This window comes from Mycoplana sp. 10N416, from assembly GCF_056394765.1.
In genome coordinates, this window is sequence record NZ_JBFTIM010000008.1 from 191,357 (window position 1) to 210,174 (window position 18,818).

At 63.9% G+C, this 18,818-nt stretch carries 14 protein-coding genes; 10 read left to right on the plus strand and 4 right to left on the minus strand.

Translation table 11 applies throughout. The features are described from left to right. The first annotated feature begins 331 nt into the window (after positions 1–331). Complete coding sequence (alaS, locus tag AC1DDS_RS17655) at positions 332–2,995, plus strand: alanine--tRNA ligase (RefSeq protein WP_477480077.1); 2,664 nt, start codon at positions 332–334, stop codon at positions 2,993–2,995. Positions 2,996–3,312: 317 nt separating this feature from the next. Next, positions 3,313–4,344 carry a GGDEF domain-containing protein gene (locus AC1DDS_RS17660; protein ID WP_477480078.1) on the plus strand — a complete coding sequence of 344 codons (1,032 nt, stop codon included), beginning with the start codon at positions 3,313–3,315 and terminating at the stop codon, positions 4,342–4,344. Between the two features lie 99 nt (positions 4,345–4,443). Here AC1DDS_RS17660 and AC1DDS_RS17665 read toward each other — a convergent pair whose 3' ends face one another. After that, complete coding sequence (locus AC1DDS_RS17665) at positions 4,444–4,818, minus strand: gamma-butyrobetaine hydroxylase family protein (protein WP_477480079.1); 375 nt, start codon at positions 4,816–4,818, stop codon at positions 4,444–4,446. Positions 4,819–5,016: 198 nt separating this feature from the next. Here AC1DDS_RS17665 and moaA point away from each other — a divergent pair, with 198 nt between their 5' ends. After that, positions 5,017–6,003, plus strand: coding sequence for a GTP 3',8-cyclase MoaA (gene moaA, locus AC1DDS_RS17670; protein WP_477480171.1), 987 nt, complete (start codon positions 5,017–5,019; stop codon positions 6,001–6,003). A gap of 15 nt (positions 6,004–6,018) precedes the next feature. Here the strand turns inward: moaA and AC1DDS_RS17675 are convergent, their stop codons facing one another. After that, positions 6,019–6,453: an OsmC family protein gene (locus tag AC1DDS_RS17675; RefSeq protein ID WP_477480080.1), complete on the minus strand. Its 435-nt coding sequence runs from the start codon at positions 6,451–6,453 to the stop codon at positions 6,019–6,021. A 214-nt stretch (positions 6,454–6,667) separates the two neighbouring features. Between AC1DDS_RS17675 and AC1DDS_RS17680 the strand changes: the two genes are divergently transcribed. Further along, positions 6,668–8,440: an adenylate/guanylate cyclase domain-containing protein gene (locus AC1DDS_RS17680; protein WP_477480081.1), complete on the plus strand. Its 1,773-nt coding sequence runs from the start codon at positions 6,668–6,670 to the stop codon at positions 8,438–8,440. A 64-nt stretch (positions 8,441–8,504) separates the two neighbouring features. On the opposite strand, the gene AC1DDS_RS17685 is transcribed toward AC1DDS_RS17680, so the two are convergent. After that, a complete protein-coding gene (locus AC1DDS_RS17685; protein ID WP_477480082.1) occupies positions 8,505–11,045 on the minus strand; it encodes a methyl-accepting chemotaxis protein in 2,541 nt (846 codons plus the stop codon). A 643-nt stretch (positions 11,046–11,688) separates the two neighbouring features. Between AC1DDS_RS17685 and AC1DDS_RS17690 the strand changes: the two genes are divergently transcribed. The 3 genes from AC1DDS_RS17690 to mobB all read left to right on the plus strand — a co-directional run bounded on the left by AC1DDS_RS17690 (position 11,689) and on the right by mobB (position 13,384). Then, a complete protein-coding gene (locus AC1DDS_RS17690) occupies positions 11,689–12,081 on the plus strand; it encodes a GFA family protein (RefSeq protein ID WP_477480083.1) in 393 nt (130 codons plus the stop codon). Positions 12,082–12,206: 125 nt separating this feature from the next. Continuing rightward, entirely contained in the window at positions 12,207–12,860 is a 654-nt protein-coding gene (mobA, locus tag AC1DDS_RS17695) for a molybdenum cofactor guanylyltransferase MobA (protein WP_477480084.1), read from the plus strand. Further along, entirely contained in the window at positions 12,857–13,384 is a 528-nt protein-coding gene (gene mobB / locus AC1DDS_RS17700; RefSeq protein WP_477480085.1) for a molybdopterin-guanine dinucleotide biosynthesis protein B, read from the plus strand. The genes mobA and mobB overlap by 4 nt, the downstream gene beginning before the upstream one ends. A 334-nt stretch (positions 13,385–13,718) precedes the next feature. On the opposite strand, the gene AC1DDS_RS17705 is transcribed toward mobB, so the two are convergent. Beyond that, the gene (locus tag AC1DDS_RS17705; protein ID WP_477480086.1) at positions 13,719–15,791 is read right to left on the minus strand and encodes an OmpA family protein; all 2,073 of its coding nucleotides are present in this window, start codon (positions 15,789–15,791) and stop codon (positions 13,719–13,721) included. Positions 15,792–16,149: 358 nt separating this feature from the next. Between AC1DDS_RS17705 and AC1DDS_RS17710 the strand changes: the two genes are divergently transcribed. From AC1DDS_RS17710 to AC1DDS_RS17720, 3 genes are all read left to right on the plus strand, one after another. Further along, a complete protein-coding gene (locus tag AC1DDS_RS17710; protein WP_310421089.1) occupies positions 16,150–16,935 on the plus strand; it encodes an ABC transporter substrate-binding protein in 786 nt (261 codons plus the stop codon). Positions 16,936–17,096: 161 nt separating this feature from the next. Next, on the plus strand, positions 17,097–17,900 hold the full coding sequence (locus AC1DDS_RS17715; RefSeq protein ID WP_310421091.1) for an ABC transporter permease: 804 nt from the start codon (positions 17,097–17,099) through the stop codon (positions 17,898–17,900). Then, complete coding sequence (locus tag AC1DDS_RS17720) at positions 17,897–18,727, plus strand: ABC transporter permease (protein ID WP_477480087.1); 831 nt, start codon at positions 17,897–17,899, stop codon at positions 18,725–18,727. Before AC1DDS_RS17715 ends, AC1DDS_RS17720 begins: the two co-directional genes overlap by 4 nt. The last annotated feature ends 91 nt before the right edge of the window (positions 18,728–18,818 follow it).

The window sequence follows — 18,818 nt, forward strand, 5'->3', positions numbered from 1 at the left end:
GGCATGCAGAGACGTCCCCTCGCCCGATCAACCGGCCTTCATCGCCCGAAGGCCGGTTTTCCTGTCTGGACAGGAAAGAGAGCGAACGATAAAAGCCTTCAGTTTTCCAAGGTCCTGGAAGTGGCCAGCATCCCTGCGCCGCAGGACCGTGTCGCCGATCCGGCGGGCCGTCCGCGATCCCAGGACGGAAACGGCAGCGCTGCGCGACAAGGCGCGACCGAGTCTTCGTTGCGGCGGCAGGCGGTGTTCACGGTACAGGTCGGCGGCGAGGCATTGAGTGTGTTTGAAGGCGGGGCCGAGCCCGGTCGCCTGAAGGAATGAAGGACGCAAAATGAGCGGCGTGAATGATATCCGGTCGGCCTTTCTCGACTATTTCCGCAAGAACGGTCACGAGGTCGTGCCGTCCAGCCCGCTGGTGCCGCGCAACGACCCGACCCTGATGTTCACCAATGCCGGCATGGTGCAGTTCAAGAACGTCTTCACCGGCCTCGAGCAGCGCCCCTATTCGACGGCCACGACGGCGCAGAAGTGCGTTCGCGCCGGCGGCAAGCACAACGACCTCGACAATGTCGGCTATACCGCCCGCCATCACACCTTCTTCGAGATGCTCGGCAACTTCTCCTTCGGCGATTATTTCAAGGATCGCGCGATCGAGCTTGCCTGGAACCTGATCACCAAGGAATTCGGCATCGACAAGGATCGGCTTCTCGTCACCGTCTACCACACCGACGACCAGGCCTTCGACCTCTGGAAGAAGATCGCCGGCCTGCCCGACAGCCGCATCATCCGCATTCCGACCAGCGACAATTTCTGGGCGATGGGCGATACCGGCCCGTGCGGTCCCTGCTCGGAAATCTTTTATGACCACGGCGATCATATCTGGGGTGGCCCTCCCGGATCGCCGGAGGAAGACGGCGACCGCTTCATCGAGATCTGGAACCTCGTCTTCATGCAGTTCGAGCAGGTAACGAAGGAGGAGCGGATCGACTTGCCGCGTCCGTCGATCGACACCGGCATGGGCCTGGAACGCATCGCAGCGCTGCTGCAGGGCAAGCACGACAACTACGACATCGACCTCTTCCGCGCGCTGATCGAGGCCTCCGAGGAGGCGACCGGCGTCGCCGCCGACAATCCGGAGCATCGCGCCAGCCACCGCGTCATCGCCGACCACCTGCGCTCCTCGGCCTTCCTGATCGCCGACGGCGTGCTGCCGTCGAACGAGGGGCGCGGCTACGTGCTTCGCCGCATTATGCGCCGCGCCATGCGCCACGCGCAGTTGCTCGGCGCCCGCGAGCCGTTGATCTGGAAACTGCTGCCGGCACTCGTGCAGCAGATGGGCCGCGCTTATCCGGAACTGGTGCGCGCCGAGGCGTTGATCTCGGAAACGCTGAAGCTGGAAGAAACCCGCTTCCGCAAGACGCTGGAGCGCGGTCTGTCGCTGCTCTCCGATGCCTCTGCCAATCTCGACAAGGGCGATATCCTCGACGGCGAGACGGCCTTCAAGCTGTACGACACCTATGGCTTCCCGCTCGACCTGACGCAGGACGCGCTGCGCAACCGCGGCATCGGCGTTGACCTTTCCGCCTTCTCGGACGCGATGGAGCGGCAGAAGGCCGAGGCCCGCAAGAGCTGGGCCGGCTCCGGCGACACAGCGGCGGAGACGATCTGGTTCGAGCTGCGCGAAAAGCACGGCGCGACCGACTTCTTGGGCTACGACACCGAATCGGCCGAAGGTGTCGTGCAGGTGATCGTCCGCGACGGCGCCACGGTCGAGACGGCGTCGGCCGGCGACAAGGTGCAGATCGTCCTGAACCAGACGCCGTTCTACGGTGAATCCGGCGGCCAGATGGGCGATACCGGCGTCATCAGCACCGATCACGCCCGCCTCGCCGTCTCCGACACACAGAAGAAGGCCGATGGGCTGTTCGTCCACAGCGCCGTCGTCGAGCAGGGTTCGCTCAAGGTCGGCGACGCCGTCGCGCTGGACGTCGACCATGCCCGCCGCACGCGCCTGCGCTCCAACCATTCGGCCACGCACCTCCTTCATGAGGCGCTGCGCGAGGTGCTCGGCACCCATGTCACGCAGAAGGGATCGCTGGTCGCCCCCGAGCGCCTGCGCTTCGACGTCTCCCACCCGAAGCCGATGACGGCGGACGAGTTGAAGATCGTCGAGGAGATGGCGAACGAGATCATCGTCCAGAACACGCCGGTCACGACCCGTCTGATGAGCGTCGACGACGCCATCGCCGAGGGCGCGATGGCGCTGTTCGGTGAAAAGTACGGCGACGAGGTCCGCGTCGTCTCGATGGGTACGGGCATCCGTGGCGGCAAGGCCGGCAAGCCCTATTCGGTCGAACTGTGCGGCGGCACCCATGTCGGCGCCACCGGCGAGATCGGCCTTGTCCGCATCGTCGGCGAAAGTGCGGTCGCCGCCGGCGTGCGCCGCCTCGAGGCGCTGACCGGCGAGGCCGCCCGCGCCTATCTCTCCGAGCAGGACGAACGGGTGAAAGCGCTCGCCGCCAGCCTGAAGGTTCAGCCCGCCGAGCTTCAGTCCCGCGTGGAGGCGCTGCTCGATGAGCGCCGCAAGCTCGAGCGCGAATTGACGGAAGCGAAGAAAAAGCTCGCCCTGGCAGGTGACGGTGGCAATGGTGCGGAAGCCGTTCGCGAAATTGCCGGCGTGAAATTCCTCGGCAAGGTCGTCACCGGCGTCGAGCCGAAGGACCTGAAGGGCCTGGCGGACGAGGGCAAGAAGGGCCTGGGCTCGGGCGTTGTCGCCTTCGTCGGCGTCTCCGCCGACGACAAGGCAAGCGCCGTGGTCGCCGTGACCGACGACCTCACCACGCGCTTCAGCGCTGTCGATCTCGTCCGCATTGCCTCCGCCGCACTCGGCGGCAAGGGCGGCGGCGGCCGGCCGGACATGGCCCAGGCCGGTGGCCCGGACGGCCAGCGCGCCGGCGAGGCGATCGAATCCGTCGCTGCGGCGATCGCCGGATAGCGCGTCCCAAGCATCGAACCAAATTAGAACGGCGGGTTATCCCGCCGTTTTCATTTGCGAAATGTTCAACCTTCGGTGCTATTGCTCCGGCACCGAAGGAGAGTGATTCCTTGCTCGAAGTCCTCATCAGCATCCCGACCTTGATGGTCTGCACCTTCCTGTCGACGTTTGTCGTCGCCATTTTCCTGACGCAACATTGGCTCACGGAACGCGGCTCTGCCGCTGCGGGCTACTGGTGCATCGCCATGTGGGTCGGGTCGGCGGCGAGCCTTCTGCTGGGATTGCGGGGAATTGCGACGCCCGAGCTTGCGATCGGATTGGGCAACGCCCTTGCCGCCTTGGGCTATGCCTTGACGTGGGCGGGCTTTCGCGCCTTCGACCATCAGCGCGCGTCCCTTTTCGCTATTCTGGCCGGTGTGGTCGCCTGGACGGTTTCCTATCGGTTCTCGGATACGTTTGCCGCCGACATGAACCTGCGCATCATGTTGATGTCGGCGGTCGTGTCCATCTATTCGCTGGCAATGGCGCGCGACCTGCTGCGCGGAAGGCGGCGGGAGGCGCTGCCGTCGCGACGCCTCGTCGCCGTACTCCTCGCGACCCACGCCCTGATCTACGCTTTGCGCATTCCGTTTGCCTACTTCAACCCGGTCCCCGAGCATCTCACCCCGTCCGTTTCCCCGTGGTTTGCCATCTTTGCGCTGGAAATCTTCCTTCACACGCTGATTGTGTCGATGGGGATCCTGGTGCTGATCAAGGAACGCAGCGAATTTGTCTTCCGCCACGCCGCCCGTTCGGATGCGCTGACCGGCGTGTTCAATCGCGGGGCCCTGATCGACGAGGTCGCGGGTCTGCTTCGGCGGCGCCCGAACCAAGGCGTGCTGATGCTGTTCGACCTCGATCATTTCAAGTCGATCAACGACACGCACGGCCATCAGGCAGGTGACAAGGTGCTACAACGCTTCACGTCCGCGGTGTCCGCCAGGCTGGCCGACGAGATGGTGTTCGGCCGCTTCGGCGGGGAGGAATTTGCGCTGTTTACGCCCGAACTCGATCTGGACGAGGCACAGGCGTTCGCCGATTCTCTCAGGCAGGATGTGGCTTCGCTAGCCATTGGTCACTATGGCACGATCATATCCGCCACCGTCAGCGTGGGGCTGGCCTCGGCGGCGTTGAGCGGTGGCGACCTCGACAGGTTGCTCGCCGCCGCCGACAGCGCGCTGTATCGGGCCAAGGAAGAAGGCCGCAACCGCGTCGCCGTCGCTGGTGCTGCAGAAAGCCTGATGCAGGTGGCAGGCCGCATGCGCGAACCTGCGGCGAGTGGCGCGATCGCGGTTTCAGCCGCCGGCTGACCACCTCACAGCAATGCATGGCAACGGCGGATGCGATGGAAAGGCATTGTCGCGGCGCACCTGAAGGAAGACCGCGCCGGGAACTGACGGACGAAAGCGTCAGCGCGGCTTTTCAGAGCGGTCGCGCGTCATGCCCTTCTCGGCAAGCTCTTGTTCGTATGCAGCGAAAAGGTCCTCGCCTTTCTCGCCGAGCTCCCGCAGATAGCTCCAGGTGTAGATTCCGGTGTCGTGGAAATCGTCGAAACCGATCCGGACCGCATAGTTGCCGGTTGGCATGACCGAAATGATCGCCACGTTGCGCTTCCCCGGCACGGTGACGCGCTGCCCCGGACCATGTCCCTGCACTTCGGCCGACGGCGACAGCACCCGCAGCATCTCCGCCGACAGCTCGAAGCGCTGCCCGTCGTCAAACGCGACCGTCAGCCGCTGCCGGTCCTTGGACACCCGCAATTCCGTAGGCCACCGCTCGCTCATCGTCGTCCTCCACGCGCTTTCAGGCAGCACTATGCCGCACTGGTCGCATAGGCAAGCTGCAATTTCATGCCATAATGGCGCGATGACCTTGACGGCCGGATCGGCAGGACCGACATTCCGCTCAAGACGGAGGAAGACGTGAACAGTTCTGCAGGACCAACGGATAGGGCGACCGCACTTGCACCCTCATCCGCCCCGATGATCGACCCCTTTGGCCGCGCCGTCACCTACCTGCGCGTTTCCGTCACCGACCGTTGCGATTTCCGCTGCACCTACTGCATGGCGGAGAACATGACGTTCCTGCCGAAGAAGGACCTGCTGACGCTGGAGGAACTGAACCGGCTCTGTACCGCCTTCATCGACAAGGGCGTTCGCAAGATCCGCCTGACCGGCGGCGAGCCTCTGGTGCGCAAGAACATCATGCATCTCGTGCACGATCTCGGTCGCCAGGTCGAGGCCGGCCGGCTCGACGAATTGACCCTGACGACGAACGGCTCGCAGCTTTCCAGATACGCCGCCGAGCTCGCCGATTGCGGGGTGCGCCGCATCAACGTCTCGCTCGACACGCTCGATGCGGACAAATTCCGCGCGATCACCCGCTGGGGCGATCTCGGCAAGGTGATGGAAGGCATCGACGCGGCTCAGGCAGCGGGGCTGAAGATCAAGCTGAACGCAGTCGCGCTGAGAGATTTCAACGACCGCGAAATTCCCGACATGCTGCGCTGGGCACATGGCCGCGGCATGGACCTGACGCTGATCGAGACCATGCCGATGGGCGAGATCGATGAGGACCGTACCGAGCATTACTTGCCGCTGTCGGAGATGCGCGCGCACCTCTCGGAGCAGTTCACCCTCGCCGACATCGACTATCGCACCGGCGGGCCGGCGCGCTACGTCACCGTTGCCGAAACCGGCGGCCGGCTCGGCTTCATCACGCCGATGACGCACAATTTCTGCGAAAGCTGCAATCGCGTCCGCCTGACCTGCACCGGCACGCTCTACATGTGCCTCGGCCAGAACGACGCCGCCGACCTGCGCCTGCCGCTGCGCGCCGCCGACGATGACGCCCTGCTGTCACAGGCGATCGACGAGGCCATCGGCCGCAAGCCGAAGGGCCACGACTTCGTCATCGGCCGCAACAATCGCCCCGCCGTCGCCCGCCACATGAGTGTTACCGGCGGCTGACGGCCAACCCGAACCTCAAGACTGCCGCCCGGCGCTGGTGTCTTCGATAACGAAGTCATGGGTAATCGTCGCGCTCTTGGCAAGCATTGCCGAGGCCGAACAGTATTTGTCCAGCGACAACGCGATCGCGCGCTCGACCTTGTTCGCGGCCAGGCCCTGGCCCTTGACGACAAAGTGCATGTGGATGCGGGTAAACACCTTCGGATCCTGATCGGCACGGTCTGCATCGATCTCGATGACGCAATCCTCGACGTTATCGCGACCCTTCTCCAGGATGTGCACGACATCGTAGGCCGTACAGCCCCCGGTGCCGATCAGCACCAGCTCCATCGGGCTCGGTCCCGGCGTCCGCTCGTCCGCCCCGGCCGCCGATCCCAACACGACCGTGTGCCCGCTTCCGGACTGGCCGATGAAGGTTCGATCTTCTACCCACTTTACGCGCGCTTTCATGCAGATGCTCCCTGACTCGAAAGGTCCATCATAATCCGATTGCGGTCGATGTCCTCCGCCATTCGCTCATCGCGGCGCCGGCTCGGCCGCTTCGAGGCTTGGAGCGGTTTCCGGCACCGGATGTTTGCCTGTCGGCGATAGCCAGATCGGCCGATCGGGTCTACAGTCTCCCCATGGCGACGCGTCGCCATGAAGGCCACCAAGAGGCTTCGTCATGACCGGCGAGCGGGTTCAGCGCAGGCTTGCTGCCATCCTTGCGGCCGACGTCGTCGGCTATTCGCGCCTGATGGAAGCCGACGAGGCCGGGACGCTGGCGCGCCTCAAGGCGCTACGCCTCGGCGTGATCGACCCGGCCGTCGCGCGCCATTCCGGCCGCATGGTCAAGCTAATGGGCGACGGCGCACTGCTGGAGTTCGCCAGCGCCGTCGAGGCGGTGACCTGCGCCATGGAAATCCAGAAGCTGGTTGCAGAGCACGATCTCGACGTCCCCGTCGACGCGCGCATCCGCTTCCGGATCGGCATCAATGTCGGGGACGTCATCGTCGACGGCGACGACCTTTATGGCGACGGCGTCAATGTCGCCGCAAGGCTCGAAACGCTCGCGCAGCCGGGCGGGATCTACATTTCCCGCTCCGCTGCCGATCAGGTTCGCGACAAGATTCCCGTCGGCATCGAGAGCCGGGGATCGCAATCGGTAAAGAACATCGCCCGCCCCATCGAAGTCTTCTGTGTGGTCGGTGACAGCGCTGCCCGCAACACGGCTGCGCAAGCGCCCGCGGCCCGCCACCGGCCGCCGATGCGCGAAAAAACATCGATCGCAGTCCTCGCCTTCAACAACATGAGCGGCGATGCGGACCAGGAGTATTTCTCAGACGGTATCAGCGAGGACATCATCACGGACCTCGCCAAGCTGTCGGACTTGCATGTCATCGCCCGGAATTCCTCCTTTGCGTACAAGAAGAGCCCCGTTTCGCTGCCGGAGGTCGCCGCAGCGCTTGGTGTGCGCTATGTCCTGGAAGGGAGCGTGCGCAAGGCCGGAAGCAAGGTGCGCGTCACCGCGCAGCTGATCGACGCCACCACGGGCGGCCATGCCTGGGCCGAGCGGTTCGACCGGGAACTGACCGACGTCTTTGAAGTACAGGACGAACTGACCCAACAAATCGTCACTGCGCTCAAGGTGCGGTTGACGACTTCCGAAAGGGATCGCATCGCCGACAAGCCCGTTGCGGACGTCACCGCGCACGAGTGCTTCCTGCGGGGACGCGAGCAGGTCTGGCTCCATACGCGGGCCGGCAACGCCGACGCCCGCGCCTACATGGCCGAGGTCCTCCGGATCGATCCGAATTGTGCGGTGGCTTACGCCTTCACCTCATTCGCGCACGTCAACGACTACATCAACGGCTGGGCCGCCGAACCCGAACAGGCCCTTCTGACCGGGCTTGACCTGGCGCGCCGTGCCATCGCCCTCGATGAACAGCTGCCGGAAGGCCATTTCGTCTTGGGGGTCGCGCTTCTGTGGAACAGGCAGCCGGACGAGGCGCTTGAATCGGTGTCGCGCTGCATCGCGCTTGCGCCGAGTTCGGCCGAAGGCCACATCTTGAAGGCGCATATCGAGATGTTCAAGGGCAACCCAGCCAAGTCGATCGAGACGCTCGACACCTATATGAAGCTCGATCCCGTCTATCCGGAAATTGCCCTGCAGTTTCTCGCCGAGGCCCAGTTTCTGCTCGGCAGGTTTGAGCTGGCGGCCGACACACTAACGAAGCGGCTGGCCCGCAATCCGGACGCAACGACCGCCTACGCGCTGCTCGCGTCGAGCCTGGGTCACCTCGGGCAGATCGAAGCGGGGCGAGATGCCTGGGCGCAGGTGCTGCGGCTTGAACCGAATTTCTCAGTCGAACGCAGAAGGAAACTTTTACCGTTCAAGAACCCCGCCGATTTCGAGCTGCGCGTCGAGGGGCTCCGGCATCTGGGGCTTGCCCCCTGACAGAAAGCCCCGCGACAGTCTTCCTGCCGCGGGGCTTTTCTTTTTCTGCCTAAGCAACCGGACTTCAGGCCGCGTAGTGGTCACCGTAGCCGCGGTCACGATTATCGAGATCCCGCGTCTTGAAGTGATCTATCTTGCGATTGAGCACTTCGACACGGTTGCGCAGGCCGTGGATCTCGGCGGTGTTCTCCTCGACCATCGCGGCGTTCTGCTGCGTAATCAGTTCGACCTGGTGGACCGCCTGGTTCACTTCGCTCAGCCCCTCGTATTGGGCCGCCGCCGCCTGCTCGATGTTGCCGACCAGCTGATGGATGGAGGATATGTGTCCGTTGATCACTGTCAGCGCCTTGCCAGTCTCTTCGACCAGCGACACGCCGCTGCGCACCTGGGCGGAGCTGTCGGAAATCAGCCCCTTGATCTCGCGCGCAGCCCCGGCACAACGCTGGGCGAGTTCGCGCACCTCCTGGGCGACCACGGCAAACCCCCTGCCCGCCTCGCCGGCGCGTGCCGCCTCGACGCCCGCGTTCAGAGCCAGCAGGTTGGTCTGGAAGGCGATTTCGTCGATGACGCCGATAATCGTGCTGATCTTCTCGGACGAGCGGTTGATCTGCGCCATCGCCTCGACTGCCCTGGCGACGACTTCACCGGAACGAATTGCGTAGGTGTGGGTCTCGTCGACCGAAACCGCGGTCCGCTGGGCACTTTCGGCCGTCGACCGGACGATGTCGGTCAGCTGCCGGAGCGCGCGCGTGCTCTCCTCCAGTGCCGCCGCCTGCTGCTCGGTACGGCGCGCCAGGTCGTCGGCCGAGGAAGCCAGGTTGCCGGCACCGCCGCTGATCTCAACGGTGGTCGCGCGAACGTCCGCAAGCGTTGCCCGCAACGCCTCGACGGCGTTGTTGTAGGTGCGGGCCATGGCGACGTACTCGGCGGCCAACGCCTCGGTCATGCTCTCCTCCAGGTCGCCGGCGGCGAGCTTGCCGAGCACGTCCGACAGCGCGCTGAGCGCCTCCATCTGCTCCGCTTCGATCCGTGCCTGTTCGGCGGCGCGGCGGGCCTGTTCTTCGGCCGTCTGCGCGCGCTGGGCTTCCGCCTCCTGCTCCAATCGGACATTTTCCAGCGCCGCGTCGCGGAACACGGCGACGGAACGGACCATGTCGCCGATCTCGTCGCCACGATTGCGGCCGTCGATCGGCACGTCGAGTTCCCCGCTCGCAAGGCGCGACATGACCTCCGTGACGCGCTTCAACGGCCCGCGCAGCGTTTCCACCAGCATCAGGCCGCCGATGATGGCTAGCAGCGTGCCTGCGACCATGGCGACGATCGAGACGTTGGCCGAGCGCTGGCTGTCCTGCTTGCCTGCTTCCTGCGCGCTGCTGACAAAGGCTTCCAACGTCTGGCTGGCATCGGCAATGAGCGTGCGTGCGTCCGTGCGCGCCTGGCGCCAGCGATCGGCGACGGAAATGAGCTCCTGCGTGCCCTGACCGATTGCCCCCAGCAGGGGAGCGAGCTTGCGCGGCAAGTCGCGGAGGGTGGCGTTCTTGCCCCCAAGCCTTGCCAGGTCGGCCCCCTTCGACGCGATGCCCTGAATGTCCTTCAGCACGACGGCACGGCTTTGCTCGTCCGGCTGGCGATGCAATTCGCTGACATGGAGGCCAGCCCGGTCAATCTGTGTGAAGGTCTCACCGACCAGTTCCATCAGCCGCTTCATCAGCGTGATCTCGGCGCCCATGCTGACATAGCGTTTTGCCGCCGTGTCGGAGTTCTGTTGGGCCGCCTTGGCGAAATCCGCGTCGAATTTCGAGAGCTTCGACAGCACCGGCACGAGGCTGTGCTTTTTGCTTTCCGCGTCGCCGCTGCTGGCGAGGATCGCCTCGACAGCTTCGATCTCCTTCTTGAGCAAGGCGAACTGTTCCAACGCCGCCGGCGATGCGATGCTCTCCGAATCGCCGAGTTCCTTGACGAGCCGCGGCAGGTAGGTTTCGGCAGCCTTGATCGCGTCCTCCGGCTTCATCGCAAGCGCCACGGGCTTGCGGAACTTACCGATGCGCTCGGCCAGCCCCTGATAGGCAGCGGCATCGAAGAGCAGCGTCTTGGCGAACTTCTCCTTGGCGTCCGACTCACTGCGGATCACCGCGATCTGCTTCTGCGCGAACTGTCCCTGCGCCGTCATTTCGGCCAGCGCCGCCTTGAGCGCAGCGCTCGTCGCCTCCTGCTCGGTATGGATCGTCCAGAGCAGGTCCGCCTGGGTCCGCATCTTTTCCGCCAGGCCGACGACCGAGGCGATCTTTGCTTTTTCCGCGGGCTCGACCAGCAGGTCGTCCAGTGCATGGATTCCCCCGTCCTGGTCGTCGATTCGCGCAGCCAGAGTGTTTCGGCTCTCCTCGGTCGGATGATCGACGAAGTCCTGCAGCGCAGTCCTCAGGTTCTGGAAATCCGACAGGCTGTTGATGGTTTCGCGCGTCACGGTCATGTGGCCGTTCAAGGTGCGGGCGGTGAAGAAGCCGACCAGACCGATCCCGGCGATCAGGACGACCAGCGGGATGACGAACAGCAGCACCTTGGTAACAATGCGACGTCGCTGCAGAAGGCGATCGATAAAGGACATGGGGTTCCCCGGGTATTATTCTTGTGCGGACCTCATACCCTGCCGGTGGCAGACGTTTGTCTGTGGTGGCCATCTTCGGACTGCCGGGACCGTGCCGCCGACAACCAAGGCCACCACAACCTCCTCGAACGTGTGCATCCGTCGCTTCATGCGATGGTCTTGCGGGTAACGCGACGATAGTCACTGAAACTTAATGAAAAGCGAAGCCCAGCCCAAGCATTTTCAAGGTTTTGAAATCGAAGCGACAGAGACTATTTGCCAATTGCAGCCTTACACTCCTTGAACAACGGCCTCTTTACTAGCTTGTCTCCAACGGCGACTTTGATCGTCCCATCGCCAGCCAACAGCCACACGGCTGCGCGGCCGAGTGCGGGGAACGATACGATTTGCGTCGCAACAAGGCTTTGCAGCCCTCTCGCAGGAGCGGCGACGTGTTTACTCACCCAAAAGAATCAAGCAGCAGCGCCCGCGCAAGATCGACCCAACCACTATACTTCAGGTCGGTTTGCGCTAGGCTCTGTTCACTTCGGAGCGATGCCGCTGTCGCCCGCTCCGAAAATACCAGGCGCCCGCGCCCGCAGCGGAGAGAGACCGCGCTGTTCGCTGCAGGTAGTCCACCACCTGTTTTTGGAGGAGAGGCAACATGGACCGATTTGAGGGCGGCTGCCTGTGCGGCAACGTCCGAATCACCGCGTCGGGACGACCATACCGGGTCGGCCTGTGTCATTGTCTCGACTGCCGCAAGCATCATGGGGCTCTTTTTCACGCTTCCGCGGTATTCCCTCAGGATGCGGTGACGATCGATGGCGAAGCACGCGACTACGCCGGGCGGTTCTTCTGCCCCCGTTGCGGCTCGTCCGTTTTCAGCCGCACCGCAGATGAAATAGAAGTTAACCTGGGATCCCTGGATGCGCCTGACCAGCTGGTACCGACCTACGAGAGCTGGATCATCCGTCGCGAATCGTGGTTACCGCCATTTCCGCTGACAAGGCGATACGCCCGCGATCGTGACGCCACCAGTCGCCTTGAGGAGTAGGACTCAGGAACGGTGCGAGCTAACGAAGGCAAAATTCGCATCCATTGTCGCGCCCGCAGCAGGTTTCATCTTGGCCAGATCCGCCCACTTCGGCTAGACCCGGAACAACGACGGGGCGAGGTTAAATGCAAACAGAAGCGACCGTACAGTGCAGCAATGCGTTCCCCGGTGTGATCCTCGCCGGCGGGCGATCCAGCCGCATGGGCGAGAACAAGGCGAATGTCCGGCTCGGTGGCATGACGCTGGTCGACCGCGCCATCCGCCGGCTCGGGCCGCAGGTCTCGATGCTCTCGATCAGCGCCAACGAGCCGCTTTCTCTCGACAGCAAGTCACCCTTCCCGGTGTTCAGCGATCTTGACGACACGCGCTCCGGTCCGCTCGCGGGTATCCTGGCCGCGCTCTTGCACGTGCGGGCGCACCAACCCGGCGCGACCCACGTCGCAACGGTGCCGACGGACAGTCCGTTCTTCCCGCTCGATCTCGTCGCCTGCCTGGGCGCTGCCATCGACCACCCCGAGCGCACCGCCGTGGCCGCCTCCTCCGGCGGCGTGCATCCGGTTTTCGGGCTCTGGCCGGTTGCCCTCGCCGATGAACTGGACGCCTGGCTGCGTGGCGGTAAGTCCCTGCGCCTGCGGACCTGGCTCGATGGCCACAGCACGCGCCAGGTGCACTTTTCAGATCGGCAAACGCCGCGTGGCCCATTCGACCCTTTCTTCAATATCAACACGCCGGACGATCTCGCCGTCGCGGAAGGCTGGCTGGAGACGCTTGAACCATGACCGACAGACCCCGCATCTTTGGCATTTCCGGGTGGAAGAACTCCGGCAAGACCGGGCTGACCACGCGCCTTGTCGAGACGATTGTCGCGCGCGGCTATCGCATTTCGACCATCAAGCACGCGCACCATGATTTCGACATCGACAGGGCGGGCACCGACAGTTATCGCCACAGGCATGCCGGCGCCCACGAAGTGGCAATCGTATCCGGCACCCGCTACGCCATCATGCATGAGCTGCGCGGCGATCCCGAACCGGGCTTCGAGGATGTCCTTGCCCGTCTCGCCCCCTGCGACCTCGTTCTGATCGAGGGCTACAAGCGCGAACCGATCCCGAAGATCGAAGCCCGGCGGCTGGACGCGGCAAACCGCACGCCGCTCGCCCCGCAGGACCCGCACATCGTCGCCATCGCCGCCGACCATCCGGTGATGGATACCCTCCTGCCCGTCTTCGACCTCGATGACACCGATGGCATCGCCGATTTCATTCTGGCCAGCGTCGGTCTGCCGGTGGCGTCAAAGCGCTGATACTGCCGTTGAAGGATTGCCGCAGGACCGTCGCGACGAGCGCCGGGCCGGTTGATCGGAGGCAGGCAACGCGAAGCGCGTCTGCCCCGTCAGTCTGGGCCTTAGCCCTCGTCTTCGAGCGGTTTCCACCGACACCGGCTTGCCGGACTTTGATCCGGCATCCAGCGCGCTCAAGTCCTTGAGCGCAGAAGGCTCCGGTGCCGCCAGCAACGCAGCTGGACACTCCCCAAGCCAAAAAGGCGAAGCAGCGCTGCTTGCGAAGACTGACGCTTGCCGCAGAAAAAAGGCCGCCGGATCGCTCCGGCGGCCTCCTATATTCACTTGACCTCGCGCCTTACTGGGCGGATGCGACCGGCTTCACCAGCGGCGTCACGCGGCGGATCGTCACACGCCGGTTGAGCTGCTCGGGTCCGTCGGTCAGGATCTTCAGGTAGCGTTCGCCATAGCCCTGGGTCGACAGGTTCTCCGGCGGAATGTCGTAGACATCCGTCAGCAGGTCAGCGACCGATTCGGCGCGCTCGTCGGAGAGGATGAGGTTCGATTCGTCAGAACCGACCGCATCGGTATGGCCCTCGATCAGGAACGTCTCGCCGGGGTTTTCGTCCAGGAGATTGTTGATCGCATCGGCCACCTGTCGCAGCGTCGAGGCCTGTTCCATCGAGATCTCGGCGCTGCCGGTCGCAAACGTGATCGTGTCGAGGTCGATGCGGCGCACCTTGTCGCGGATACGGGCCGAGTACTTCACCTCGTCGAGCGTGTAGACGCGCTCGACTGCCTCGACCGGCGGGGCTGCGAGGAAGGCGCGATAGTCGCGATCATAGTCGCTCGACGTGTCGATGATGTAGTCCTCGACCGGCACCGTCAGGCGCATCGGCGGCAGGTAAAGGCCCGGATCCCGGAAGGGAACGCGGTCTTCCACGTAGTAGTCGGTCTCAGGAACGTAGTAGAGAACGTATTCGCGGTCACCGACGAAACGCGAGCGCTGGATGACATCGCCGTAGCCGTCGCGAATGGTCACGACGCGGACGCCGCCCGGACGCTCGATCGTCTCGCGCACGCGGCCGCCGCTGAGGTTCTCGTAGTAGGTATCCTGTGCGCGGCGCGACAGCCGGTTGCCGTCGTAGTTGCGGACGATCGTGCGATTGTCGATGTTGTAGATCACCCGATTGTCGACACGACGGTCGACGCGGACGTTATCCGGATCCCGATAACCGGGGCGTCGGTCGGAGCGCTCGCCGCGCTCGCGCTCGATCGATTCGTATCGCACCGGCCGGCGACGATTGCCGTCCCGGTCGACCTGTGCATCCGCGTCCGTGGTCGGCACGAACTGCCGTTCATTCTGACGCTCTTCGGCACGACGCTGTTCGGCGCGGCGCTTGCGGCGCTCTTCGCGCGATCCGTCGCGGCGATTGTCCGCGTCCTTGTCGCTGTCGAGCACGGCGGCTCCGCCCACCACCGGAAGATCGATCGTTTCCGTCGTCTTCGAGGGATCGCGCGCGACGCGTTCCCGCTCTGGATCCCGTTCGCGCCGCGGGCGCTGACGGTTTTCCTGCGCCGCATCCTGCTCGCGCTGTGCTTCCAGCTTCTTGCGGCGTTCCTCGCGGGCCTTCTGCTTGTCGGTCTGCGGCTGCTCCTCGGCGGCGCGGTTCTGCTCCTCCGCCTGCTGCTCCTGCTGCTTGCGGCGCTCCTCGCGGGCCTTCTGCTTGTCGGTCTGCGGCTGCTCCTCGGCGGCGCGGTTCTGCTCYTCCGCCTGCTGCTCCTGCTGCTTGCGGCGCTCTTCGCGGGCCTTCTGCTTGTCGGTCTGCKGCTGCTCCTCGGCGGCGCGGTTCTGCTCTTCCGCCTGCTGCTCCTGCTGCTTGCGGCGCTCCTCGCGGGCCTTCTGCTTGTCGGWCTGCTGCTGCTCCTCGGCGGCGCGGTTCTGCTCTTCCGCCTTCTGCTCCTGCTGCTTCTTGCGGCGTTCCTCGCGGGCCTTCTGCTTGTCGGACTGCTGCTGCTCCTCGGCGGCGCGGTTCTGCTCTTCCGCCTTCTGCTCCTGCTGCTTCTTGCGGCGCTCTTCGCGGGCCTTCTGCTTGTCCGACTGCTGCTGCTCCTCGGCGGCGCGGTTCTGCTCTTCCGCCTTCTGCTCCTGCTGCTTCTTGCGGCGCTCTTCGCGAGCCTTCTGCTTGTCCGACTGCTGCTGCTCCTCGGCGGCGCCCTTCTGTTCTTCGGCCTGCTGCTGGCGCTGCTTGCGGCGCAGCTTGCGAAGCTCCTCCTCGGAAAGGCCGCTCTCGTCCGACTGAACCTGGATCACGCCCTGCGTGGTCCCGGCCGGCTGCATCGGGCGAATCGCCGCAGCATTGGCCGGTTGCCAGATGAGCGATGCCAACGGCAGTGCTACCGTGGCGAGCAGTTTGGTTCGGTTACCCATTACGTATTCCTTGTGTACCGCTGATTCCTTCGGCGAAGCGTGGACCAGCCATTCCGGGCGATTTTATGATCCGGTCCGCAAACCGAATCCTGCAGTGTGGATAGGCTATTGGCCCTGGTCTGAACTCTTGATGAACGGCCCGTTTCGGCTCCATTCACCCACCATACAACGCGCAAGCACGCCGCTCGGTTCATTCGCCTCCGAGGGACAACTCCGGCCGAACGAGCAAGCGAAGCAGTTCGTGGTTGATTTTTCCGGCGAAAGAAGTCGATTATCGCGCCAAGCGGGCCAGCGACGCCCGCCCCGGGAAACCGCCGAGAACACAATAACCGGCCGGTCTGAAACAGAGAGGATTAAAATGCGCATTTCCAAACGTCTCACCATGGCCGCGTCCGCAGCCGTTTTCACACTGCTGGCCGGTGCTGCGATGGCCGATGGTGAAAAGATTATCATTGGCACCGAGGGCGCCTATCCGCCGTTCAACAACCTTGAAGCCGACGGCACGCTGACAGGCTTCGACGTCGATATCGCCAAGGCGCTCTGCGAGGAGATGAAGGCCGAATGCACCTTCGTGACGCAGGACTGGGATGGCATCATCCCGGCGCTCGTCGCCAAGAAGTTCGACGCCATCGTCGCCTCGATGTCGATCACCGAAGAGCGCAAGCAGAAGGTCGACTTCTCGGCCAAGTACTACAACACGCCGCCGGCGATCGTCGTGCCGAAGGATTCCGAGATCACCGCTGCGACCGCGGAAGCGCTCGCCGGCAAGACGCTCGGCGCCCAGTCTTCGACCACCCATTCCAACTATGCCGAAGCGCACATGAAGGGCGCGGAGCTGAAGCTCTATCCGACCGCCGACGAGTACAAGCTCGACATCGCCAACGGTCGTGTTGACGCCGCTATCGACGACGTCGTCGTTCTCTCGGAGTGGCTCAAGACCGAGGATGGCGCTTGCTGCAAGCTGCTCGGCACGCTGCCGGTCGACCCGGTCATCAATGGCGCCGGCGCCGGCATTGCCGTCCGCAAGGGCGAGACCGATCTGGCTGACAAGCTCAGCAAGGCGATCCAGGGCATCCGCGCCAGCGGCAAGTACCAGGAAATCAACGCCAAGTACTTCCCCTTCGACGTCTACGGCGAAGAATAGTCGGCGGCCCCGCTTATGCGGGGATTTTATGACCCGATGCGGGTTTGTGTGGACGGGAGGGCTTGCCCTCCCGTCATTTTTGTTTGAGAACAACCTTAAACAGAAGGCGTGTTGAAGCGCCGCGCGATGAGCGCGCCAAGCGCGCCGGGGGTACATTTGGCATGAGCGGGTTCTTTTCCGCCATCGCGGAGGCGGTCTCCGCGTTTCTCAGAGTGATCGATCCATTGTGCGGCCCCGCCGGCGTATTCCGCTGGTTCGCGGGCGATACCCTTCTTGCTTGTGGCGACGCGGGCTGGGGCGACGAGATCGCGACCGGTTTCCTGATCACCGGCAGCCTCGCCCTGGCAACGCTGCCGGTAGGGCTGCTGTTCGGCTTCTTCATCGCGCTTGCCAAGCAGTCGGAGGAACGCTCGCTGCGGCTTGCCGCCGACATCTACACGACCATCTTCCGTGGCCTGCCGGAGCTGCTGACGCTCTTCATCGTCTATTATGGGCTGCAGATCCTCGTACAGAACCTGCTTTCGGCGCTCGGATACCAGCAGGCGGTCGAGATCAATGCCTTCTTCGCCGGCATGATTGCGCTCGGCGTCGTCTTTTCCGCCTACTGCTCCGAGGTCCTGCTGTCGGCATTCCGGGCGATCCCCCGCGGACAATACGAAGCCGGCGATTCACTCGGGCTGCATCGTGGCAATACCATGCGCCTCATTATCCTGCCCCAGCTTGTTCGCATTGCCCTGCCCGGACTTGGAAATCTCTGGATGATCCTGTTGAAGGATACGGCACTCGTCTCCATTGTCGGCCTTCCGGACATCCTGCGCCAGACCGGCATTGCCGCCCGCGTCACCAAGGAGGCATTCCTGTTCTACGGTATCGCCTGCATTCTCTTCCTCGTTCTCGCCCTCCTGTCTTCGATCGTGTTTTCGGCCATCGAGGCGCGCGTGAAGCGCTCGGAGGTCGCACGATGAGCGCCGTCACCTCTCTCATTCCACCCCAGGCTCCTCCTCCGGCGCCCCCGCAGCCCTACTCGCTGTCACGTTTTGTCGGCAGCGTCGCCCTCGGCATATGGCTGGCGGTCGCAGTCGGCATCTTTTTGACCGTCGTCGACGGCTGGGATCCGGAGAAGTTTGCCAAGTACGGTCCGAGCTACCTGTCCGGCCTCGGCGTGACGCTGCTCCTGGTGACGATCTCGATCACGCTCGGCGCGCTCGTTTCCTTGCCGGTCGCCTTCGCCAGGATGTCGAACAACAAGGTGCTGTCCTGGCTCGCCTACGGCTACATCTACTTCTTCCGCGGAACACCGCTGCTGACGCAGCTCTTCCTCGTCTACTACGGCCTCGGCAGCTTCTCGGCGGAACTGAAGGCGCTCGGCCTGTGGGGTTTCTTCCGTGACGCCTGGAACTGCGCGCTGCTCACCTTTACGCTCAACACTGCCGCTTACCAGGCCGAGATTCTGCGCGGCGCCATTGAGAGCGTGCCGCGCGGCCAGCATGAGGGCGCCGCCTCGCTCGGCCTGCCGAGTCGGATCACCTTCTTCAAGATCATCCTGCCGCAGGCGCTGATCGTGGCGCTTCGTCCCTATGGCAACGAGATCATCCTGATGATCAAAGGCTCGGCGATCGTCGCAATCGTCACCGTGTTCGACCTGATGGGCGAGACGCGGCGCGCCTTCTCGCGCACCTTCGACTATCAGACCTATCTCTGGGCCGCGCTGCTCTATCTGATGATCGTCGAGTTGATGCGCAACCTCTGGGCCTGGCTGGAAGCGCGGCTGACGCGCCACCTGAAGCGCTGAAAGATCCCAATGCTTGGCAGCACTCCACCAAAAGTGCTGCCAAGCCATTGTTTCAAATGAATTAATCCCCACCTTAAATGAAAATCAATGA

Coding starts and splice junctions, on each gene's coding strand:
- alaS (WP_477480077.1), top strand. CDS start 332: ATGAGCGGCGTGAATGATATCCGGTCGGCCTTTCTCGACTATTTCCGC.
- AC1DDS_RS17665 (WP_477480079.1), bottom strand. CDS start 4,818: ATGAGCGAGCGGTGGCCTACGGAATTGCGGGTGTCCAAGGACCGGCAG.
- moaA (WP_477480171.1), top strand. CDS start 5,017: ATGATCGACCCCTTTGGCCGCGCCGTCACCTACCTGCGCGTTTCCGTC.
- AC1DDS_RS17675 (WP_477480080.1), bottom strand. CDS start 6,453: ATGAAAGCGCGCGTAAAGTGGGTAGAAGATCGAACCTTCATCGGCCAG.
- AC1DDS_RS17680 (WP_477480081.1), top strand. CDS start 6,668: ATGACCGGCGAGCGGGTTCAGCGCAGGCTTGCTGCCATCCTTGCGGCC.
- AC1DDS_RS17685 (WP_477480082.1), bottom strand. CDS start 11,045: ATGTCCTTTATCGATCGCCTTCTGCAGCGACGTCGCATTGTTACCAAG.
- AC1DDS_RS17690 (WP_477480083.1), top strand. CDS start 11,689: ATGGACCGATTTGAGGGCGGCTGCCTGTGCGGCAACGTCCGAATCACC.
- mobA (WP_477480084.1), top strand. CDS start 12,207: ATGCAAACAGAAGCGACCGTACAGTGCAGCAATGCGTTCCCCGGTGTG.
- mobB (WP_477480085.1), top strand. CDS start 12,857: ATGACCGACAGACCCCGCATCTTTGGCATTTCCGGGTGGAAGAACTCC.
- AC1DDS_RS17710 (WP_310421089.1), top strand. CDS start 16,150: ATGCGCATTTCCAAACGTCTCACCATGGCCGCGTCCGCAGCCGTTTTC.
- AC1DDS_RS17715 (WP_310421091.1), top strand. CDS start 17,097: ATGAGCGGGTTCTTTTCCGCCATCGCGGAGGCGGTCTCCGCGTTTCTC.
- AC1DDS_RS17720 (WP_477480087.1), top strand. CDS start 17,897: ATGAGCGCCGTCACCTCTCTCATTCCACCCCAGGCTCCTCCTCCGGCG.